Origin of the sequence: Methylovirgula sp. 4M-Z18 (genome assembly GCF_037890675.1) — a bacterium.
Taxonomy (GTDB): domain Bacteria; phylum Pseudomonadota; class Alphaproteobacteria; order Rhizobiales; family Beijerinckiaceae; genus 4M-Z18.
In genome coordinates, this window is record NZ_CP149574.1 from 4,725,977 (window position 1) to 4,744,116 (window position 18,140).

Here is an 18,140-nt window from a genome sequence, read left to right on the forward strand (position 1 = left end):
AAGCCCACACGAAGTCTTCTCACGCCAAAGGAGGAGAAGACTTCGTTGCCATCACTCGTCGACGTCTTGCCCTTCGAAATCCGCCGGATTGAATTCGCGGCGCACGGAACAGAATTCGCAGGTCACGCTGATCATGCCGTCGTCGCCAGTCATGTCGCGGCGCTCAGTGGGCGAAAAACGGCGCAACATCTGCTCGATCCGCTCGGCCGAACAGCGGCACTGGTCGCGCAGATGGAGCGACTCGAACACTTTGACGCCGCGCTCATGAAAGAGCCGGTACAGCAGCCGTTCGCTCGACAAGGTCGGATCGACGAGTTCGTGATCTTCGACGGTCGCGGCGAGGGCCTTGGCCTCGGCCCAGGCATCGTCCTCGATGAATTCGGCTTGCGCCGTGCCTTCCGGTGCATCGCCGGGGTGAAATTCCTGTTGGCGCTGCCGTTCCGGCGAGACGGGCAGGAATTGCACCATCACGCCGCCCGCGCGCCAATGTGTCCCCGTCGACACGGTAACACTTTCGGCGACCGCAAGGCGCACGAAGGTCGGGATCTGCTCCGACTGGCGGAAATATTGATGGGCCGCCTCTTCCAAGCCATGGCCGTCGAGCGCGACCACGCCTTGGTAGCGGGACATGTCGCCGCCCTGGTCGATGGTGAGCGCAAGATGGCCCGAACCGACCAGTTTGGCGCTCGAATACTTCTCGATGCCCGCTTCCGCCAAGCGCGCGCGGTCGAACCGCGCCATGGCCCGCAGCGCGCTCGGCGCATCGAAATCGACGACCATCATGTCGATGATGCCGTCGGTCTTGGTCTGCAATTGGAAGCGGCCTTCGAGCTTCAGCGCCGAGCCGAGCAGCGCGGTCAGCGCGATCGCTTCGCCAAGCGTGCGCGAGACTGGGTCGGGATAGGCGTGCTGCTTCAAGATGTGATCGATGGCCGCCCCGAGCCGCACGACACGGCCACGCACGTCGAGCGGCTCGACCGCGAAGGGCAGGACGGCATCGTCCCGGCCCGCATCGCTCATCGCCCTTATGGCGGCTTGTGCGTCGTTCATGCCGGCACCGCCCCGAGACACCAGGCAAGAATACCCTTCTGCGCATGCAGCCGGTTTTCCGCCTCATCGAAGACGACAGAATTGGGGCCGTCGATCACCGCATCGGTGACTTCCTCGCCACGATGGGCGGGTAGGCAATGCATGAACAACGCATCCTTATGCGCGGCCGCCATCAGGCGCTCGTTGACCTGATAGGGTGCCAGCAGATTGTGGCGCTGGCGCGCCTCTTCCTCGTCGCCCATGGACACCCAGCAGTCGGACACGACCACATCGGCGCCCTTGGCTGCCTCGAACGGATCGGTGGTGAGTTTCAATTTCGCACCGTTGCGCTTGGCCCAATCGGTGAGCGCGTCCGGCAATTGCAATTCCGGCGGCGTCGCCACGTTGATGTTGAAATCGAATCGTTGCGCCGCATGAATCCAGCTCGCCAGCACATTGTTGGAATCGCCGGACCAGGCGACTGTGCGGCCCTTGATCGGTCCGCGATGTTCCTCGAAGGTCATCACGTCCGCCATCGCCTGGCAGGGATGCGAGCGCTTGGTCAGGCCGTTGATCACCGGCACGGTGGCATGTTGTGCGAGCTCGATCATGTCGTCGTGATTGAGAATGCGGATCATGATCGCATCGACGTAGCGCGAGAGAACGCGCGCCGTATCGGCGATTGTCTCGCCGCGGCCAAGCTGCATTTCCGTGCCCGTCAGCATCAGCGTCTCGCCGCCGAGTTCGCGCATGCCGATATCGAAGGAGACGCGGGTGCGGGTCGAGGGCTGATCGAAAATCATCGCCAGCACTTTGCCGGCGAGCGGTTTCGACGTCGACGGCGCGCCTTTCACGCGCACCGCCTTCATCGAGGCCGCTGCATCGAGAATTTGCCGCAATTCGGGTGTGGAAACTTCACTCAGATCGAGAAAATGCCGCGCACTCATTTCGCAGCTCCCCGCTGCGTCGCGGCCTGGGCGTTTTCGATCTGGACGCAAGCGGCATCGAGGCGTGCAACCGCCTCGCGCACCTCCTCTTCGCCGATGATCAGCGGCGGCAACAGGCGCACGACATTGTCGCCGGCCGGAATGGTCAGCAGATGCTCGGCGCGCGCCGCGGCGGTGAACTCGGTGTTCGGGCACACGGTCTTCAGGCCCATCAGCAGGCCCTCGCCGCGAATCTCCGCGATCACGCCAGGGTGGCGGTCCTTCAATTCGGCGAGGCGCTGCTTGAGCAGCAGGGCGGTCTGCGCGACATGATCGAGGAAACCATCGGCCAGCACCACATCGAGCACGGCATTGCCGACGCTCATGGCGAGCGGGTTGCCGCCGAAGGTCGTGCCGTGGACGCCCGTCGTCATACCTTTGCTCGCCTCGTGGGTCGCAAGGCACGCGCCCATGGGGAAGCCGCCGCCGATGCCCTTGGCGATCGCCATGATGTCCGGCGCAACGCCGGAAAGCTCATGGGCGAAGAATTTGCCGGTACGGCCGACGCCCGATTGCACCTCGTCGAAGATGAGCAGCATGCGATGCGCATCGCAAAGCTCGCGCAGGGCGCGCAGGAAGGCGGCCGGCACCGGGCGGATGCCACCCTCGCCCTGCACCGGTTCAATCAGCAGCGCGCCGGTCTGCGGCGTGATCGCGGCTTTGAGCGCCTCGAGATCGCCGAACGGAACCTGGTGGAATCCCTCGACCTTGGGGCCGAAACCGTCGAGATATTTCTTCTGGCCGCCGGCGGCGATGGTCGCGAGCGTACGGCCGTGGAAGGCGCCCTCGAAGGTGATGATGTGAAACTTCTCGGGATGGCCGTCCGCCGAATGATATTTGCGGGCCATCTTGATCGCGCATTCGAGCGCCTCGGCGCCCGAATTGGTGAAGAACACCACATCGGCGAAGGTCGCGTCGACCAGGCGCTGGGCCAGGCGTTCGCCTTCCGGAATCTGGAACAGGTTCGACGTGTGCCAGATCTTTTGGGCTTGATCGGTCAGGGCCTTGACGAGATGCGGATGGGAATAGCCGAGCGAGGCCACGGCAATGCCGCCGCCGAAATCGAGATATCGCTCGCCATTTGTTGCCGTCATCCAGGCACCGTCTCCCCGCTCGAAAGCAAGGTCGGCGCGGGCATAGGTCGGGAGCAGCGGCGAAGTCACGGGTGCATCTCCATATGCTTGGGCGGAAAAGCCCAGCCAAAAATCAAAGTGCCGCCCCATGGGGACGGCGACCGACACCGCTAAATGTAGGAAATCCGCGCGCTTTGGTCAAATCAGAATCCGTGATCTTTACCATTTGCAAGGCCGTCGATGCGCGGATCATCCGTCTTTGGTGGGGGAGCGTCGCGCGGGTCAAACATGCGACGAATTGATGACATCGCGCCGCGCGATCGCGGGCGGCACGCGTCACTTTTTTGCGGCAGACGATTATCTGCACTTGACTCACGCGGTTGAAATTTTACCGCCGCGACTCACTTGTCTGGGGAAAACCTTGGTGCGGTCAAGGGGACTCTTGCGCGAGATTCAATAGCTAGTGTAAGTTTACCTGCATCAGACACGAGATTTCGTGTCACAGCACATCCGAAAGCGTGAGTGTGAAGCGTTGACCGTTTTTTACGGCTGTTGACTCACGCCTTGGAGTCGCGACGCCTATTGATTGAAAGCGAGAGCCCACATGTCCTGGACAGATGAGCGCGTCGAATATTTGAAGAAGCTCTGGACCGACGGTCTTTCCGCCAGCCAAATCGCGGGGGAGCTCGGCCAAGGGATTACGCGCAATGCGGTGATTGGCAAAGTGCATCGTCTTGGCCTTGCCGGCCGCGAGAAGGCCGCTGCGGCGCCCACCCACGCGGCTCCGCGGCCACGGGTGCGGCCGGCCGCACCGCGGGCGCCGGTGCATCGCTCCTCAACCGTCAGCGTCGGCAATACGGCGCTTGCCGTCACCGCCGATCTTGTGCCCGTCATCGCGCCGCGTCCGATCGAGGACATCGTCATTCCGATGTCGGAGCGGGTCACGCTGATGGAATTGCGCGAATCCATGTGCCGCTGGCCGCTCGGCGACCCGACGACGAGCGAATTCCGCTTCTGCGGCTCGAAAACGCCCGGGGTCGGCGCCTATTGCGCCCATCATTCGCGTATCGCCTATCAGCCGCCGCAGGACCGTCGCCGCGAACGAGAGCGCGAGCGCCGCGCCGCGGCTGCCGGCCGGTAATCGGCGAGCGTTTCCGGCGCCATGAGCCGCCGCACGCTTGCCGGGCGCTGTTATTGCGGCGCCGTGCATTATGTGGTGGCGGATGATTTCGCCTATGCGCTCAATTGCCATTGCTCCGATTGCCGGCGCACGACGGGCTCGGCCTTCAAATCTTTCGCCGGTATTGCGCGCGAGCGCCTGACCATCACCAAGGGCGCCGAGGACCTTTTGATTTTCGGCGAGGAGAACGCCAACAACACCCATTGCCGGCACTGCGGCTCGTTGCTGTTCTCAGTGGTGCGCGAGGGAGCCTATGTTCATGTGGCCATGGGTACGCTCATCGACGATCCCGGCATCCGCCCGTCGGCGCATATTTTCGTCGGCTCGAAAGCGCCCTGGTTCACGATCACCGACGATCTGCCGCAATATCAAGGGCATGTGGTGCCGAGCGATGCGCCGCCGGATTGAACCTTCTTGCCAAAATGCCTTTGATCCTGAAACGCTCTTGAAATAGCCATTTTTATCGCGACCCTGCCGGCCTGTTTGGAGCGATGGATTGAGCATGGATTGGCATCATGTCTGGCCGGTCATTCTGGCGGCCTTTCTCGCCTCGTTGGTGGAATTTGTCGAAGCGCTGACCGTGGTTCTCGCGGTCGGCACGGTGCGCGGCTGGCGCGGCGCGCTCGCGGGCACAGGCATCGCGCTTGCAACCCTTTGCCTCATCGTCATCGTGCTCGGCCCGGCGCTCACGCAAATCCCGCTCACTTACGTGCAACTCGTGGTCGGCGCGTTGTTGCTGCTGTTCGGCATGCGGTGGCTGCGCAAGGCCGTGCTGCGCGCCGCCGGCGTCATTCCCCTGCATGATGAAGCAGCAACCTTCGCAAAAGAGACGGCGAACCTCCGCGGCCTGGCGCAAGCGGGTCCCGGCTGGGACAAGATCGCGGTGACGGCCGCCTTCAAGATCACCATGCTCGAAGGGCTCGAGGTCATTTTCATCGTCATCGCGGTGGGGGCAGGTCCTGGCCTGTTGCTGCCGGCCTGCTTCGGCGCCCTCGCCGCACTGCTGCTGGTGGTTGCCCTCGGCCTCCTGTTGCACCGGCCGATTGCTACGTTGCCGGAGAATACGCTCAAATTCGCCGTCGGCGTCCTGCTGTCGGCCTTTGGCACCTTCTGGGTGGGTGAGGGGATCGGCGCCGCCTGGCCCGGCGAAGATTGGTCGATCCTGGCGCTGACTTTTGCCTTCCTTTTGGCCGCCCTCGCCGCCGTTCACCTTTGCAAACAGCGCGCGGGAACGCAGCCGCTTCGCCCCACCGGGGACGCGTCATGACTTGGATGAAGACGATTGCGACGGAAGTTTGGGGCCTTTTCGTCGACGACGGCCATTTTGCCGTCTCCATCGTGCTGTGGCTTGCCGTGACCGGCGGATTGCTGCCGCGGCTCGGCATCGACTCGTCATGGCTGGGGATAATCCTGTTCGCCGGCCTCGGCCTGATCCTGCTCGAGAGCGCGATCCGCCGCGCCAGTAAGTAGCCAGATTGCCGAGGGGATAGCGAGGTGAGGGGCTGTGCGAAATAAAATATAGTATTTATATAGAATAAATATACAATGTGTGCATCCACGCAGTCGGAGACACCGGCGCGAGGACCGATAAAGCCTTGAAGCGACACTCGGATCGGATGCAGCGGCATGGCGCGAAGCAAGCATATTCTGGTGATCGGCGGCGGCGCGAGCGGCGTGCTGATGGCGGTGCATCTCTTGCGCCGCCCCCATGTGCGGGTCACGCTGGTGGAGCGCCGGGTCGAACTCGGCGCGGGCATCGCCTATGGTACCAGCCATCCCGACCATCTCCTGAACGTGCGCGCCGCCAATATGAGCGCCTTCCCGGACGATCCGCAGCATTTCTGGCGCTGGGCGACCAATCACCAAAAAAGCGACTGTCCCGACGCCGAGACTTTCGCGCCGCGCCGCCTCTATCGCGCCTATCTCGCCCACCTTCTGGCCCCGTATCTCGCGCCGCATGCCGACGCGCGATTGAAAATCCTGCACAATGAAGTGACTCATTTGGCGCCGACCCGGCGGGGGGTCGAAGCGCTGCTCCTGTCCAAGGATCGGCTCTATGCCGATAAGGCCGTTCTGGCGACGGGGAACGAGGGGCCACCGCAGCCTGTCGCCTCCTGGCGTTTCGATGGCTGGCTGAACGGTGAGGCGCAAATTCTCGCACCCGATAAGACCGTCGTGATCGTCGGAACCGGCTTGACCATGGCGGACCGCGTCTTGTCCCTGCTGCACGGCGGCCACCAGGGCCCGATCGTGGCGATCTCGCGGCGCGGACTGAAACCGCAGCCGCATGGGGCCGCGCCGCCGCTGCAGATCAATGCCGCCGGCGTGCCTTTTGGCGCCGGAATCGCCACTTTGATGCGCTGGCTGCGCGGCCTTATCCGCGCCCATACAGCGGCCGGCGGCGATTGGCGCGGCGTGGTCGATGGCTTGCGCCCGCATACCCAGGCGCTGTGGCGCGGCCTGCCGCTCGACGCGCGGCGGCGCTTTCTGCGGCACGCCCGGCCTTGGTGGGATAGCCACCGCCACCGCATGGCGCCAAGCGCTGCAAGGACGATCGCGGAAGCCGAAGCGCGTGGCCAATTGACGATCGTTGCCGGGCGGGTCGAACGTTTCGAGCCGGAAAAAGATCACGTGACGGTGCATTACAGCGCGCGGGGCAAGAGCCGGCGCATCGCGGCACAGGCGGTGTTCGAATGCCGCGGCCGTGCCGATAATATTGCCGCCACCGCCAATCCCATCATCCAAATGCTTTTCGCCTCGGGCCAGGCGCGGCCCGATGCCTTGTCGTTCGGCCTGGATGTTGCGGCGAACTGCGCCCTGATCGGGGTGGACGGCGAGGACTCGGACCGGCTTTATGCCCTCGGTCCGGTGACCGCCGGGGTGTTTTGGGAGATCGTCGCGGTGCCCGACATTCGCCGGCAGGCGGTCGCGCTCGCCACTGCGCTGGTCGACGAACATGAGCTAGTGTATTGATATTTATGTGAAAGACAAATTTTGTTCCATTTCTGGAAATGGCTGTTGACAGATCGGCGGTTTTATACAAAATTATTTCTATTGAATTTATAGAAATATAAATTCAATCGCGGCATTTGAGGGAGCAGCTTGCACCGCGTCACCCATTGCTAAAGCGCCACGATGAAATTCGTGGGTCCCATAACGAGAGGACCAGCCATGACCAAGACCTGTCGACGCTGAACCGGACCATCGCCGCCACATCGGCGCGCGCTCTTCACCTCGTGACATCACCTTCCGCCTGCCGCTGCACAACGACGCGCGCGCATGGTTTTGGATTTGCAACAAGGACATCCCATGACTTTCACCCGCCGTTCCCTTCTTGGCGCCAGCGCCCTTCTCGCGGGCCTCGCCCTCTCCTCCGCCTCGGCTTTTGCCGACGGCAAAAAAGTCGTCGTCGGCTACCAGACCGACGCGGTTCCCTCCAGCGTTGCCATCGCCAATGGCGATTTCGCCAAGACCACCGGCTATGACATCGATTTCCGCCGCTTCAATTCCGGCGCCGAGATTTTCGCGGCCATCGCCTCGGGCGACGTGCAGGTCGGCTATGTCGGCTCCAGCCCCTTTGCCGCCGCGACCAGCCGCGGCCTCGACGTGAAGGCGTTCTACCTTGCCTCGACCTCGGGCACCGATGAAGCCTTGATCGCGCGCAATGGCTCGGGCATCGAAACGCCCGCCGACTTGCGCGGCAAGCGCCTCGCCGCGGCGCCGGTTTCGACCGACCACTATCAGTTGCTGTCGGTGCTGAAGCAGGAAGGCATTGCCGAAAAGGATGCACAGGTCTTCGCCATTCCGCAGCAGGACATTGTCGCAGGCTGGAACCGCGGCGATATCGATGCCGCTTTCGTCTGGGATCCCGCGCTCACGGAAATCAAGAAAACCGGGAAGGTGCTGCTGACCGCGAAACAAGTGGCCAACCGCGGCGCGCCGACCTTCTCGGTGTGGGTGGCGACAAACGCCTTTGCGAAAGACAATCCGAAATTCTTGGCGCAATTCGCCAGCGTGATCAACAAATACACGACCTCCTATCTCAACGATAAGGCCGCCTGGGGTCCGGATTCGGACAATGCCAAGGCGCTCGCCAAATTGCTAGGCGGGACGCCGCAGGATCAGGCGGCGGCGCTCGCCAATCCCGTCTTCGTAACGCTGAATGAGCAGGCCTCCGACGCTTGGCTCGGTGGCGGCGACAAAGGCGGTGTCGCGCAAATCCTGAAGGCGACATCGGCGTTCTTGAAAGACCAGAAGAAGATCACGAGCGTGCTGCCGAGCTACGGCGCCTTCGTGACGACCGATGCCGTCGAGGCGGCCCAGCAAGTGACGAATTGACGCGAACACGATGAGCACTGCGACTTCAAAACTGCAGTGTTTATCCTCCCCGACTCGGCCCGGGATCCAGGACAAAGCCCCACATGTTGCAAGACGTGCCTCTGTCCCAGGGCGAATGAAATTGCGCATTTGCCCGCAACCATGGATCCCGGGTCGAGCCCAAGCGAATGCAACAGTTTTACTGCGCACCTAGATGCGACTGTTCACCCACTAAAGTTTTGCCCCGATGTCCATCTCTCTCCCAAACATCGGAGCAATCATAGGGCCGTCCAGTTTCCTCATTCTGGACGGCCCCTTTTTTGAGGCCGCCATGCTCAAGATTCACAATGCCTCCGTATTCTTCAAAGGTCCGCGCAACGCGCCGGTCAAAGCGCTGGATCGCATCACGCTCGACATCGCGGACGGCGAGATCGTCGTCGCGCTGGGCACATCGGGGTGCGGCAAATCCACTCTCTTGAATGCGATCGCCGGTTTCCTGCCGCTCAGCCAAGGCACGATCACCTTGCGCGGCCGCGCGATCGAAGGACCGGGGGCCGATCGCGGCGTCGTGTTTCAGAAAGACACGCTGCTGCCCTGGAAAAGCGTGATCGACAATGTGGCGCTCGGGCTCGATTTTTCCGGTCTCGGCAAGGCACAGGCGCGCAGCCGCGCACGCGATCTCTTGCGGCTCGTCGGCTTGCAGGATTTCGAAGCCTCACCGCCCTACGAACTATCGGGCGGCATGCGTCAACGCGTCGGCATTGCCCGCGCGCTTGCGACCGATCCGGCGATTCTGCTGATGGACGAACCGTTCGGCGCGCTCGACAGTTTCACGCGCGAGCAGATGCACGATTTGCTGATTTCGCTTTGGACCAAAACCGGCAAGACGATCTTTCTCATCACCCATTCGATCGAGGAGGCGTTGAGCCTCGGTACGCGCGTGCTCGTCATGTCGCCGCGCCCTGGCCGCATCGTCGCACGCTATGAAACCGCCTTCGTGCATCGCCTTGCCGCAGACGGCGACCGCGCCGTGCTGGAGGCCGATCTCGATTTCATCCGGCTGCGCAATGAGATTCGCGCACTCATTCACCGTTCCGGCCCGCAGCCGGCGCATGCTCCCGAGGCCATCGCCCATGTCTGATCTCTCCGCCATCCGAACCGGCGCTGCAGCCACCGAAGACGATCCGCCGCGCCTCGTGCGCTTGCGCGCCGGCGATTGGAATGCGGGCCAAACCGGTCTGATCAGCGCGGCCACGATTCTCGTGCTGCTTTTCGCCTGGTGGCTCGTCACGAGCCTTCATCTCGTTGCGCCGCTGTTCCTGCCGACGCCGCAAGAAGTGCTCGCGCAATTGTACGCGGTGTTTGAGGACGGCTATGCCAATGCGACCCTTTGGCAGCATCTCTCGGCGAGCCTCATCCGCATTTTCTCCGCCGCGGCCTTCGCGCTTCTCATCGGCGTGCCGTTGGGGCTCGCCATGGGCGTGAGCCGCTGGGCCAAGGGCATTTTCGATCCGCCGATCGAATTTTACTGGCCGCTGCCGCCTTTGTCCTATCTGCCGCTGATGATCATCTGGTTCGGCATCGGCGAGACCTCGAAAATCCTGCTTCTCGCCCTCGCCATGTTCGCGCCCATCTGCCTTTCGGCGCAAGCCGGCGTGCGCTCGGTGCCGGTCGAACGAGTGAATGCGGCGCTGTCGCTCGGCGCGACGAAATGGCAATTGTTCCGCCATATCGTGCTGCCGAGTGCGCTGCCGGAAATTCTCACCGGCACGCGTATCGCGCTTGGCGTCGGCTGGGGCACGCTGGTGGCGGCGGAACTGATCGCCGCGACGCGCGGCATCGGCTATATGATCCTCTCCGCCTCGCAGTTCCTCGCCACTGATGTGGTGTTCGTCGGGATTCTGGTGATCGCCGCTTGGGCTTTCGCATTTTCCTACGCGCTGCGGCTCATCGAACGCGTGCTCGTGCCGTGGAAAGGCAAAATGTGACGGAAAGGCGCTCGCCAAGGATCAAGGTCCCAGCGATCTCGGCCGAAAAATACGAATAGGGCGAGAGTCGCTTAGGGCAAGAAGCGCTCCTTGTCGAACCTCCGAATTGCCCTAAGCTTTTGTTCTATCGCATTTTCACCGCGCGGATCGCTGGCTCTTGCCCAACGCCGCTTTTTTGCGAAACACCGCCTTAATCCGGGTTCGTCCCATGGGGAGCCGGCGCCAGCTTGGCCTGCTTCGCGCGCTCGATCCCCTCGAGCACCATCTTCTGTGCCTCGGCGGCATCACCCCAGCGGACCACCTTGACCCATTTGCCCTTTTCCAAGTCCTTGTAATGCTCGAAGAAATGCTGGATCTGCTGCAGCGTGATCTCGGGCAGATCGGTATAATTTTGCACCTTGGTATAGCGTTTGGTCAGCTTGTCGGAGGGCACCGCCAGCAGCTTTTCGTCGAAGCCCGCCTCGTCCTCCATGACCAGAACGCCCACGATGCGGCAGGAGATGACGCCCCCGGGCACGATGGCGCGAGTATTGGCGACAACCACGTCGCACGGGTCGCCGTCGCCGGACAGCGTGTGCGGAATGAAGCCGTAATTGCCGGGGTAGCGCATCGACGTATAGAGGAAGCGGTCGACGAACAGCGCACCCGATTCTTTATCCATCTCATATTTGATCGGTTCGCCGCCGATGGGGACTTCGATCACGACATTGACGTCGACAGGCGGGTTTTTGCCGATTGGCACGGCGTCCAAGCGCATATGAGGCTCCCTAGCTGAACAATCGTGGAGGTTTACGCTGTCGGCAACCCCGACCGCAAGAGCGCAAACCGGGCGCAATCGGTAAATCTTCGCAAAGGTATGGCCTTTTCGAGCGCCATTGGGTATGCGCTAGGGTCAATTTTTCCCACGAACTTAAGACCGACCATGATCCGCACCGCCTTGATGAATGTGATGACCGCCGCCGCCCTCAAGGCCGGACGGGGCTTGAGACGCGATTTCGGCGAGGTGGAAAATCTGCAGGTCTCGCTGAAAGGCCCGGGCGATTTTGTCTCCGCAGCCGACAAAAAGGCGGAAAAGATCCTGTTCGAGGAATTGTCGAAGGTGCGGCCCGGCTACGGATTCGAAATGGAGGAGGGCGGCTCGGTCGCCGGCACCGACAAGGCGCATACGTGGCATGTCGACCCGCTGGACGGCACCACCAACTTCCTGCACGGCGTCCCCTATTTCGCCGTCTCGATCGCGCTCGAACGAGATGGGCAGATTGTCGCGGGTGTCGTCTACAATCCGGTCACCGAGGATATGTATATCGCCGAGCGCGGGCAGGGAGCCTACCACAATAACCACCGGATCCGCGTTTCGGTCCGCCGCGAGATCGCCCATGCGCTCGTCGGCTGCTCCATCCCGCATCTCGCCGCGGCCAAGGAACATCCGCGCTTCAAGCGTGAGCTCGAAGAGGTGATGGCGAGCGCCGGCAATGTCCGCAATTTCGGCGCCATCGCCCTCGATATGGCGGCGGTCGCCGCCGGCCGCATCGACGCCCTGTGGGGCCGCGGCGCGGATTCGTGGGATATTGGCGCGGGCAGCATTCTCGTGCGCGAAGCGGGCGGCTATGTCGCCACCATCGAGGGCGGCGACGATTATCTGACCAAGCGGTCGCTGTGCTGCGGCAACGAATATATCCAGCGCGCCTTGCTGATGTTGTTGAAAAAGGCGGCATAAACCCGGTCCTCTAGCCGAAAGCAGGGGGGTGCAAGACGGATCCGGTCTTGATTACGTCACCTTCCCGGCGTCTGATGGGCCAAACTTAACGGAATCAGATGCGCGCATCGAACGACCCTTATCGCCTGTCCGCCCCCAGCATTTTCTTGTTCCGGATGCTGGTGTTCCTGGTGCTGGCGGCACTGGTCGCGGTCATTCTCAACCGGAAGATCCAGACGGCCTTCATGGCCAATCCGGGCCTCAACAGCATCATCATCGGCTCGCTCGCCATCGGCATCATCTTGAGTTTTCGGCAAGTGGTGCGCCTGTTCAGGGAAGTGCGCTGGGTCAACAGTTTGAAGAAACCGTTCGATCCGCGACGGCCGGTCCGTCCGCCGGTGCTGCTCGCGCCGATGGCGACGATGCTCGGCGATCAGGCCGGGCGCAGTGCGATCTCCACCGTCACGCTGCGGGCGATTCTCGATTCCATCGGCACCCGGCTCGACGAATCGCGCGAGATCGCACGCTACCTCACCGGGCTTCTCGTCTTTCTCGGCCTGCTTGGCACGTTCTGGGGCTTGCTCGAAACCGTCGGTTCGATCGGCGGCGTGATCAAATCCATGCAGGGCGGCAGCGACGCGGGTGTGATGTTCGACAACCTGAAGAACGGCCTGCAGGAGCCGCTCGCCGGTATCTCGATCTCCTTCACCGCCTCGCTTTTCGGCCTTTCCGGTTCGCTGATCCTCGGCTTTCTCGACCTGCAGGCGGGTCAGGCGCAAAATCGCTTCTACAACGAGCTCGAAGACTATCTTTCCGCCTCAGCGCTCGACATGCCGACGATCCAGGCGACGGGCTTGCCCGAGGACCTGCAGGCGGCGCTGAGCCATATCATCGCGAGCCACGACGGCCCGGGCGGCGCCTCGGCTGCCGCCATGGCCAATCTCGCCGAAGGCATCCAGAATCTGGTGCAGCACATGCGGCAGGAGCAGCAGATGATCCGCGACTGGGTCGAGGCGCAGGCCGATCAGCAGAAGGATATTCGCAGCTTGCTGGAAAAACTTGCGGCACAGCCCAAATTGCCCGCCGTGCGGCGTGAAGAGCACCTCGGCTAGCCATGGCTCTGGCGCGTCACCGCAGCCGCAGCCGCGGCATCGATTATTGGCCGGGTTTCGTCGATGCGCTCTCGACCCTGCTGCTCGTCATCGTGTTCCTGTTGTCGGTCTTCATGCTGGCGCAATTCTTCTTGTCGCGCGAGGTGACGAGCAAGGATACGGCGCTGACCAAGCTCAATCAGCAGGTTGAGCAGCTCACCCAATTGCTGGCGCTCGAGCGCAACGCGAAAACCAATGTGCAGGCCAATCTCGACGTGTTGCAGACGACGCTCGATTCCAAGGAAAAGGAGCGCCAGCGCCTGCAAGGCCTGATCGACCAGAACGCCAGCGGCCAGAGCGCCGCCAATAGCCAGGTGGCCGCGGCCAGCACTGCGCTCGATGCCGAAAAGCAGATCTCGGCCCAGGCGCTGGCGCAAGTCGATATTCTCAATCAGCAGATTGCCGCGCTGCGGCGCCAACTTGCGGCCCTCGAGGATGCGCTTTCGGCCTCCGAAACGCGCGACAAGCAATCCCAGGCGCAGATCGCCGATCTCGGCTCGCGCCTCAATGTCGCGCTTGCCCAGAAAGTGCAGGAATTGTCGCGCTATCGCTCCGATTTCTTCGGCCGCCTGCGCGAGATCTTAGGCAACCGGCCCGGCATTCTGGTGGTCGGCGACCGCTTCGTGTTCCAATCCGAAGTGCTCTTCGAAGTCGGCCAGGCCAGCATCAATCCGAACGGCAAACAGGAACTCGACCAGGTCGCAGCCGCCATCACCGATCTGCAGCGCGAAATTCCGCCGGAAATTCCATGGGTCCTGCGGGTCGACGGCCATACCGACAAGCGGCCGATCCAATCGGTGCAGTTCCCCTCCAATTGGGAGCTATCCTCGGCCCGCGCCATCGCTGTCGTGCAATATCTGATTTCCAAAGGCATTCCGCCCGATCGTCTGGTCGCGGCAGGCTTCGGCCAATATCAGCCGCTGGAACAGGGCGACGACGACGAGACCCTGCGCCGCAACCGCCGCATCGAGCTGAAATTGACCGAGCGATGAGCGGCCTTACCCTGGCGCCGTTCCGGGCCGAAAATCTGCCCGCGCTCGCCGATTTGTGGATCGAAGCCTGGGCGCCGGTGCTGCCTCAAATCGATTTCGCCGCCCGCCGCCCTTGGTTCGAGGAACATGTCGCGGCGTTGCAGAACAACGGTGCCAAGGTGATTTGCGCCTTCGACGCGAGCGGCCTCATCGGCTTCGTCACCATCGACGCTGACCAGCATTACATCGACCAGATCGCGCTCGCGCCCCGGGCGCAAGGCAGCGGCGCGGCACGGCGCCTGCTCGAGGCAGCGCGCGCCCTTTCGCCGCACCTGTTGCTGCTCGACGTCAATGTCGACAATCCGCGCGCGCTCCGCTTCTACGTGCGCGAAGGCTTTTACCAGATCGGCGAGGGGATAAGCACCCGTTCCGGTCTCAAAACCGTGAAACTGGAGTGGCGGTCGTGAAATTCTCACCTCTTTGGCTAAGTCCCGCGCTTTCCCCGCGTGGGTCACTATGGCATAAGCGACCGGTCATGCCGCCGCCGCGGGTTGGAAACATCATTTTATGAAGCGCTTTCTTGATTTTCTCTGGCCAGCTCTTGGCTTGGTGGCGGTCGTCATTTCGGTCTCTCTGCTGTACAGGGAATTTCAGGGCGAAGCGGTCGGGGCGCATGTCTGGGCCAGGCTGCATCAAATCACGCCGTCGCAATATTTTGCCGCCGGCCTCTCGACCCTCGTCGCCTATGCCGCGCTCGCCTGGTACGACCGGATCGCTTTGCAGCATCTCAACGTCACGCACATTTCCTGGCCATTCATCTCGCTCTGCTCGTTCACGACCTATGCCTTGTCGCACAATATCGGCGCGTCGGTCTTTTCCGGGGCAATGGTGCGCTATCGCGCCTACTCGACCAAGGGGCTCAGCGCCACGCAAGTGGCGATTCTCGTGGCCTTCTGTTCGCTCACCTTCGGCCTTGGGGTCATTCTGCTTGCCGGGTTGGTGCTGACCATCGAACCGACCGAGCTTAGGCGGCTCGAAGGCCTCGTGCCGGGTTTCCTAACCCATCGCGAGTATGCGATCTGGATCGGTGGGGCGTTTCTCGCCTTCATCGGCCTCTATGTCGCCGGCTCGGTCCTGCGCCTGCACCCGCTGGTGATCGGTAAGTTCAAGCTGGAATATCCCCGCCCCGGAATCATGGTGCGCCAATTGATCGCGGCGCCGCTCGAGCTCTTCGGTGCGGCCGGCATCATCTATTTCGCGCTGCCCGCCGACAGCAATCCCGGTTATTTCGTCGTGCTGGGGATGTTCCTGGCGTCGTTCTCTGCGGGGCTTGTCTCCAATGCACCGGGCGGCCTGGGCGTGTTTGAATTTTTCTTCGTGCATTGCCTGCCGGAAGTGCACAAAACGGCTGTCCTCGCCGCGCTCATCGTCTTCCGGCTGTTCTACCTGATTGTCCCGCTGATCTTCGCGATTTTCGTGGTGATCATTTTCGAGAGCCGCAAGGCCGAACAGGCGTTGCATCATCATGAGGATGGCGAGCCGTCCTCGCAGAAATCCTATCCGCCTGCGGATGCCTGAGAACGGGCCGGAGTTGCGCCGGCCCTTAAAGGACTATTGCCGGTATTGCTGAATGCGGGTCGTGCGCAGGCCTGCCATGCCGTGCTGGTCGATCGACATCTGCCAGCTCAGGAACTCGTCCACGGTCAGAGTATAGCGGTTGCAGGCCTCTTCCAGCGACAACAGGCCGCCGCGCACCGCGGCAACCACTTCGGCCTTACGCCGGATCACCCAGCGCTTGGTGGAGGACGGGGGCAAATCGGCAATGGTCAGAGGGCTGCCATCGGGTCCGATGACGTATTTGATCCTCGGACGGTGCGGTTCGGTCATTTTGGTTACTCACATACTCACTGACCACTGGAATAAGGCGAGCATAAGGGCCGTGGTTTAAGATTTACCTAAACCGCCCTGCCGGCATTCGGCTGAAATCCCCGGGAAATCGGGCCGTTTCTTGCCAAAGTCTGAACGTCGGGTGTCAATTCGTCCGAGATCGGCACAGGTATTGACGCGGACTTTCCCCTCGTTGCACTTAAGGGAGACGGGCGCGGGTCGCCGGAACCGGATGGGTCAATGGATTCTTTGGAAACTCTCGATGGCGAAGGCCCCCTGTGGCAGCAGATTCGCCGGGCGCTGGCGAAGAACATCGCCTCCGGTCGGTGGCCGCCCGGCGCCAAGATCCCCAAGGAAACCGACCTGATTGCCCGGTACGGCGCGGCACGCATGACCGTGCACCGGGCCATCCGCAGCCTCGCCAGCGAAGGGCTGGTGCAGCGCAAGCGCAAATTCGGGACGGTGGTCGCGGTGCGCCCGCCGGACCGGCCGGTGCTGGAAATCTGGGACATTGCCGGCGAGGTCGCGCGCAGCGGCGGCCGATATTCCTTCACCGTCATCGAACGCGAAATCTTAAAGAGCGAGGATCCGCGCCGCGAGGTACTGGCCGTGCCGGCGGACACGCCCCTGTTGTGGCTGGTGAGCCTGCACAGTGCCAACGACGAGCCTTTGCAATTGGAGGAGCGGGTCATCAACCTCGCCACGGCCCCGCAGGCCGAAGCGGAAAAGTTCGACGCCGTTCCGCCCGGTACCTGGCTGCTCAACCATTTGGCCTGGACCGAGGCCGAGCACACGATTTCGGCGCAGGAGGCGCCACGCGGCATTGCCCAGAAGCTCGACATGCTGGAGGGCAGTGCCTGTCTCGTGGTGGAGCGGCGCACCTGGAACGACGACGCGCCGATCACCTTCGCCCGCCTCTGGCACGATGGCGCTCGGCGGCGCCTGTCAGGCCGCTTTCAGCCGTTGAAAAGCACCTAAGGGCAGGAAAATCACCACGTTACCGAGCAGGATCAGCACCAGGCCGAGCGCGGCGGTGAGGCTCCAGGCGTAATTTTCCAGCAGTGCCGAGAGCAGCAGCGCGATGATCGGCGAGAGCACGGTGACATAGGCCGCGCGCTCGGGCCCGATGTGGGCGACCACCGCGAGATAGGCCAGAAATGCCACGACCGAGGCGATCAGCGCGAGATAGGCGAGCGCGCCAAGGTATTGCACCGACATTTCCGGCATGAAGCCATGGCCGCGGACGATGACGCCGCAGGCCAGGACCAGCGAGCCCCAGGCCATGCCGCGCGCCACCGCATTAGGTAGGCTGACACCTTCGGCGGCGATGCGGCGCGAGATGAGATTGCCGAGCGAGAAGCAATAAGTGCCGGCCAAGGCGAGCGCGATGCCGAGGCCGGTTTGCGCGCCCTGCAGGTGCAATTGGTCGGCGAACAGCAGTCCGACGCCGCAGGTGCCGAGCAGCGCGCCGCCGACCACGCGGGACGACGGCCGGATGCCGTGAAACAGCCATTGGTTGCAGGCATTGAACACGGTGGCGAGACTGAACACGACTGACACGATGCCGCTCGGCACATAGGCCTCGGCCGCGTAGAAGCATTGGAAATTCACGCAGAACAGGCACAGGCCGAGTGCCGCGAACCACAGATGCTGGTGCCAGGACACCGGCTGCCAGCGCTTGGCGAGCCAAAGCCACAGCCAGATCACCATCGTGCCGAAAAAGAAGCGCAGGAAGATGGACGTATCGGCCGGCACCGGACCCAATTGCAGATGGATGCCGTACCACGACAGGCCCCAGGCCAGAACGACGATGAGGAAGAGGATAGGTGTCACGCGAAAACACTCCTTGGCGGGAGTGTGTT

The 18,140-nt window shown here is 62.6% G+C and carries 20 protein-coding genes; 14 read left to right on the plus strand and 6 right to left on the minus strand.

Translation table 11 applies throughout. The annotated features are described in order from the left end of the window. Positions 1 to 51 precede the first annotated feature (51 nt). The 3 genes from V9T28_RS21880 to V9T28_RS21890 are packed head-to-tail and all read right to left on the minus strand — an operon-like array spanning position 52 to position 3,178. The gene (locus V9T28_RS21880) at positions 52 to 1,050 is read right to left on the minus strand and encodes an Hsp33 family molecular chaperone (RefSeq protein WP_116401230.1); all 999 of its coding nucleotides are present in this window, start codon (positions 1,048 to 1,050) and stop codon (positions 52 to 54) included. After that, entirely contained in the window at positions 1,047 to 1,976 is a 930-nt protein-coding gene (argF, locus tag V9T28_RS21885; protein WP_116401231.1) for an ornithine carbamoyltransferase, read from the minus strand. The genes V9T28_RS21880 and argF overlap by 4 nt, the downstream gene beginning before the upstream one ends. Continuing rightward, positions 1,973 to 3,178 (minus strand): aspartate aminotransferase family protein, encoded by a 1,206-nt coding sequence (locus V9T28_RS21890; protein WP_116401232.1) that lies wholly within the window; start codon positions 3,176 to 3,178, stop codon positions 1,973 to 1,975. Before V9T28_RS21890 ends, argF begins: the two co-directional genes overlap by 4 nt. Positions 3,179 to 3,692: 514 nt before the next feature. Here V9T28_RS21890 and V9T28_RS21895 point away from each other — a divergent pair. From V9T28_RS21895 to V9T28_RS21930, 8 genes are all read left to right on the plus strand, one after another. Continuing rightward, positions 3,693 to 4,229, plus strand: coding sequence for a GcrA family cell cycle regulator (locus tag V9T28_RS21895; protein ID WP_116401233.1), 537 nt, complete (start codon positions 3,693 to 3,695; stop codon positions 4,227 to 4,229). Positions 4,230 to 4,250: 21 nt separating this feature from the next. Then, positions 4,251 to 4,676 carry a GFA family protein gene (locus V9T28_RS21900; protein ID WP_116401234.1) on the plus strand — a complete coding sequence of 142 codons (426 nt, stop codon included), beginning with the start codon at positions 4,251 to 4,253 and terminating at the stop codon, positions 4,674 to 4,676. Positions 4,677 to 4,770: 94 nt separating this feature from the next. Further along, the gene (locus V9T28_RS21905; protein ID WP_116401235.1) at positions 4,771 to 5,535 is read left to right on the plus strand and encodes a COG4280 domain-containing protein; all 765 of its coding nucleotides are present in this window, start codon (positions 4,771 to 4,773) and stop codon (positions 5,533 to 5,535) included. Next, a complete protein-coding gene (locus tag V9T28_RS21910; protein ID WP_116401236.1) occupies positions 5,532 to 5,738 on the plus strand; it encodes a hypothetical protein in 207 nt (68 codons plus the stop codon). The genes V9T28_RS21905 and V9T28_RS21910 overlap by 4 nt, the downstream gene beginning before the upstream one ends. Before the next feature lie 156 nt (positions 5,739 to 5,894). After that, on the plus strand, positions 5,895 to 7,241 hold the full coding sequence (locus V9T28_RS21915) for an FAD/NAD(P)-binding protein (protein ID WP_116401237.1): 1,347 nt from the start codon (positions 5,895 to 5,897) through the stop codon (positions 7,239 to 7,241). 336 nt (positions 7,242 to 7,577) lie between these two features. After that, entirely contained in the window at positions 7,578 to 8,606 is a 1,029-nt protein-coding gene (gene tauA, locus V9T28_RS21920) for a taurine ABC transporter substrate-binding protein (protein WP_116401379.1), read from the plus strand. A gap of 310 nt (positions 8,607 to 8,916) precedes the next feature. After that, positions 8,917 to 9,726: a taurine ABC transporter ATP-binding protein gene (locus V9T28_RS21925; RefSeq protein WP_116401238.1), complete on the plus strand. Its 810-nt coding sequence runs from the start codon at positions 8,917 to 8,919 to the stop codon at positions 9,724 to 9,726. Beyond that, a complete protein-coding gene (locus tag V9T28_RS21930) occupies positions 9,719 to 10,573 on the plus strand; it encodes an ABC transporter permease subunit (protein ID WP_199500157.1) in 855 nt (284 codons plus the stop codon). Before V9T28_RS21925 ends, V9T28_RS21930 begins: the two co-directional genes overlap by 8 nt. Positions 10,574 to 10,763: 190 nt before the next feature. On the opposite strand, the gene ppa is transcribed toward V9T28_RS21930, so the two are convergent. Continuing rightward, the gene (ppa, locus tag V9T28_RS21935) at positions 10,764 to 11,330 is read right to left on the minus strand and encodes an inorganic diphosphatase (protein WP_116401240.1); all 567 of its coding nucleotides are present in this window, start codon (positions 11,328 to 11,330) and stop codon (positions 10,764 to 10,766) included. 165 nt (positions 11,331 to 11,495) lie between these two features. Here ppa and V9T28_RS21940 point away from each other — a divergent pair, with 165 nt between their 5' ends. From V9T28_RS21940 to V9T28_RS21960, 5 genes are all read left to right on the plus strand, one after another. Beyond that, positions 11,496 to 12,290, plus strand: a complete 795-nt coding sequence (locus tag V9T28_RS21940; protein WP_116401241.1) for an inositol monophosphatase family protein — start codon at positions 11,496 to 11,498, stop codon at positions 12,288 to 12,290. 98 nt (positions 12,291 to 12,388) lie between these two features. Then, positions 12,389 to 13,381, plus strand: coding sequence for a flagellar motor protein MotA (locus V9T28_RS21945; protein WP_116401242.1), 993 nt, complete (start codon positions 12,389 to 12,391; stop codon positions 13,379 to 13,381). A gap of 2 nt (positions 13,382 to 13,383) precedes the next feature. Continuing rightward, complete coding sequence (locus V9T28_RS21950) at positions 13,384 to 14,412, plus strand: peptidoglycan -binding protein (protein WP_116401243.1); 1,029 nt, start codon at positions 13,384 to 13,386, stop codon at positions 14,410 to 14,412. After that, a complete protein-coding gene (locus tag V9T28_RS21955) occupies positions 14,409 to 14,858 on the plus strand; it encodes a GNAT family N-acetyltransferase (protein WP_116401244.1) in 450 nt (149 codons plus the stop codon). Before V9T28_RS21950 ends, V9T28_RS21955 begins: the two co-directional genes overlap by 4 nt. A 100-nt stretch (positions 14,859 to 14,958) precedes the next feature. Continuing rightward, the gene (locus V9T28_RS21960; RefSeq protein ID WP_116401245.1) at positions 14,959 to 15,969 is read left to right on the plus strand and encodes a UPF0104 family protein; all 1,011 of its coding nucleotides are present in this window, start codon (positions 14,959 to 14,961) and stop codon (positions 15,967 to 15,969) included. A gap of 33 nt (positions 15,970 to 16,002) precedes the next feature. On the opposite strand, the gene sciP is transcribed toward V9T28_RS21960, so the two are convergent. After that, positions 16,003 to 16,278 (minus strand): CtrA inhibitor SciP, encoded by a 276-nt coding sequence (sciP, locus tag V9T28_RS21965; protein WP_116401246.1) that lies wholly within the window; start codon positions 16,276 to 16,278, stop codon positions 16,003 to 16,005. Positions 16,279 to 16,518: 240 nt separating this feature from the next. Here sciP and V9T28_RS21970 point away from each other — a divergent pair, with 240 nt between their 5' ends. Then, the gene (locus V9T28_RS21970; protein ID WP_199500159.1) at positions 16,519 to 17,256 is read left to right on the plus strand and encodes a UTRA domain-containing protein; all 738 of its coding nucleotides are present in this window, start codon (positions 16,519 to 16,521) and stop codon (positions 17,254 to 17,256) included. On the opposite strand, the gene V9T28_RS21975 is transcribed toward V9T28_RS21970, so the two are convergent. Continuing rightward, the gene (locus V9T28_RS21975; RefSeq protein WP_116401247.1) at positions 17,224 to 18,111 is read right to left on the minus strand and encodes a DMT family transporter; all 888 of its coding nucleotides are present in this window, start codon (positions 18,109 to 18,111) and stop codon (positions 17,224 to 17,226) included. The genes V9T28_RS21970 and V9T28_RS21975 overlap by 33 nt on opposite strands. Positions 18,112 to 18,140: the final 29 nt, after the last annotated feature.

Coding starts and splice junctions, on each gene's coding strand:
- V9T28_RS21880 (WP_116401230.1), bottom strand. CDS start 1,050: ATGAACGACGCACAAGCCGCCATAAGGGCGATGAGCGATGCGGGCCGG.
- argF (WP_116401231.1), bottom strand. CDS start 1,976: ATGAGTGCGCGGCATTTTCTCGATCTGAGTGAAGTTTCCACACCCGAA.
- V9T28_RS21895 (WP_116401233.1), top strand. CDS start 3,693: ATGTCCTGGACAGATGAGCGCGTCGAATATTTGAAGAAGCTCTGGACC.
- V9T28_RS21900 (WP_116401234.1), top strand. CDS start 4,251: ATGAGCCGCCGCACGCTTGCCGGGCGCTGTTATTGCGGCGCCGTGCAT.
- V9T28_RS21905 (WP_116401235.1), top strand. CDS start 4,771: ATGGATTGGCATCATGTCTGGCCGGTCATTCTGGCGGCCTTTCTCGCC.
- V9T28_RS21910 (WP_116401236.1), top strand. CDS start 5,532: ATGACTTGGATGAAGACGATTGCGACGGAAGTTTGGGGCCTTTTCGTC.
- V9T28_RS21915 (WP_116401237.1), top strand. CDS start 5,895: ATGGCGCGAAGCAAGCATATTCTGGTGATCGGCGGCGGCGCGAGCGGC.
- tauA (WP_116401379.1), top strand. CDS start 7,578: ATGACTTTCACCCGCCGTTCCCTTCTTGGCGCCAGCGCCCTTCTCGCG.
- V9T28_RS21925 (WP_116401238.1), top strand. CDS start 8,917: ATGCTCAAGATTCACAATGCCTCCGTATTCTTCAAAGGTCCGCGCAAC.
- V9T28_RS21930 (WP_199500157.1), top strand. CDS start 9,719: ATGTCTGATCTCTCCGCCATCCGAACCGGCGCTGCAGCCACCGAAGAC.
- ppa (WP_116401240.1), bottom strand. CDS start 11,330: ATGCGCTTGGACGCCGTGCCAATCGGCAAAAACCCGCCTGTCGACGTC.
- V9T28_RS21940 (WP_116401241.1), top strand. CDS start 11,496: ATGATCCGCACCGCCTTGATGAATGTGATGACCGCCGCCGCCCTCAAG.
- V9T28_RS21945 (WP_116401242.1), top strand. CDS start 12,389: ATGCGCGCATCGAACGACCCTTATCGCCTGTCCGCCCCCAGCATTTTC.
- V9T28_RS21950 (WP_116401243.1), top strand. CDS start 13,384: ATGGCTCTGGCGCGTCACCGCAGCCGCAGCCGCGGCATCGATTATTGG.
- V9T28_RS21955 (WP_116401244.1), top strand. CDS start 14,409: ATGAGCGGCCTTACCCTGGCGCCGTTCCGGGCCGAAAATCTGCCCGCG.
- V9T28_RS21960 (WP_116401245.1), top strand. CDS start 14,959: ATGAAGCGCTTTCTTGATTTTCTCTGGCCAGCTCTTGGCTTGGTGGCG.
- sciP (WP_116401246.1), bottom strand. CDS start 16,278: ATGACCGAACCGCACCGTCCGAGGATCAAATACGTCATCGGACCCGAT.
- V9T28_RS21970 (WP_199500159.1), top strand. CDS start 16,519: ATGGATTCTTTGGAAACTCTCGATGGCGAAGGCCCCCTGTGGCAGCAG.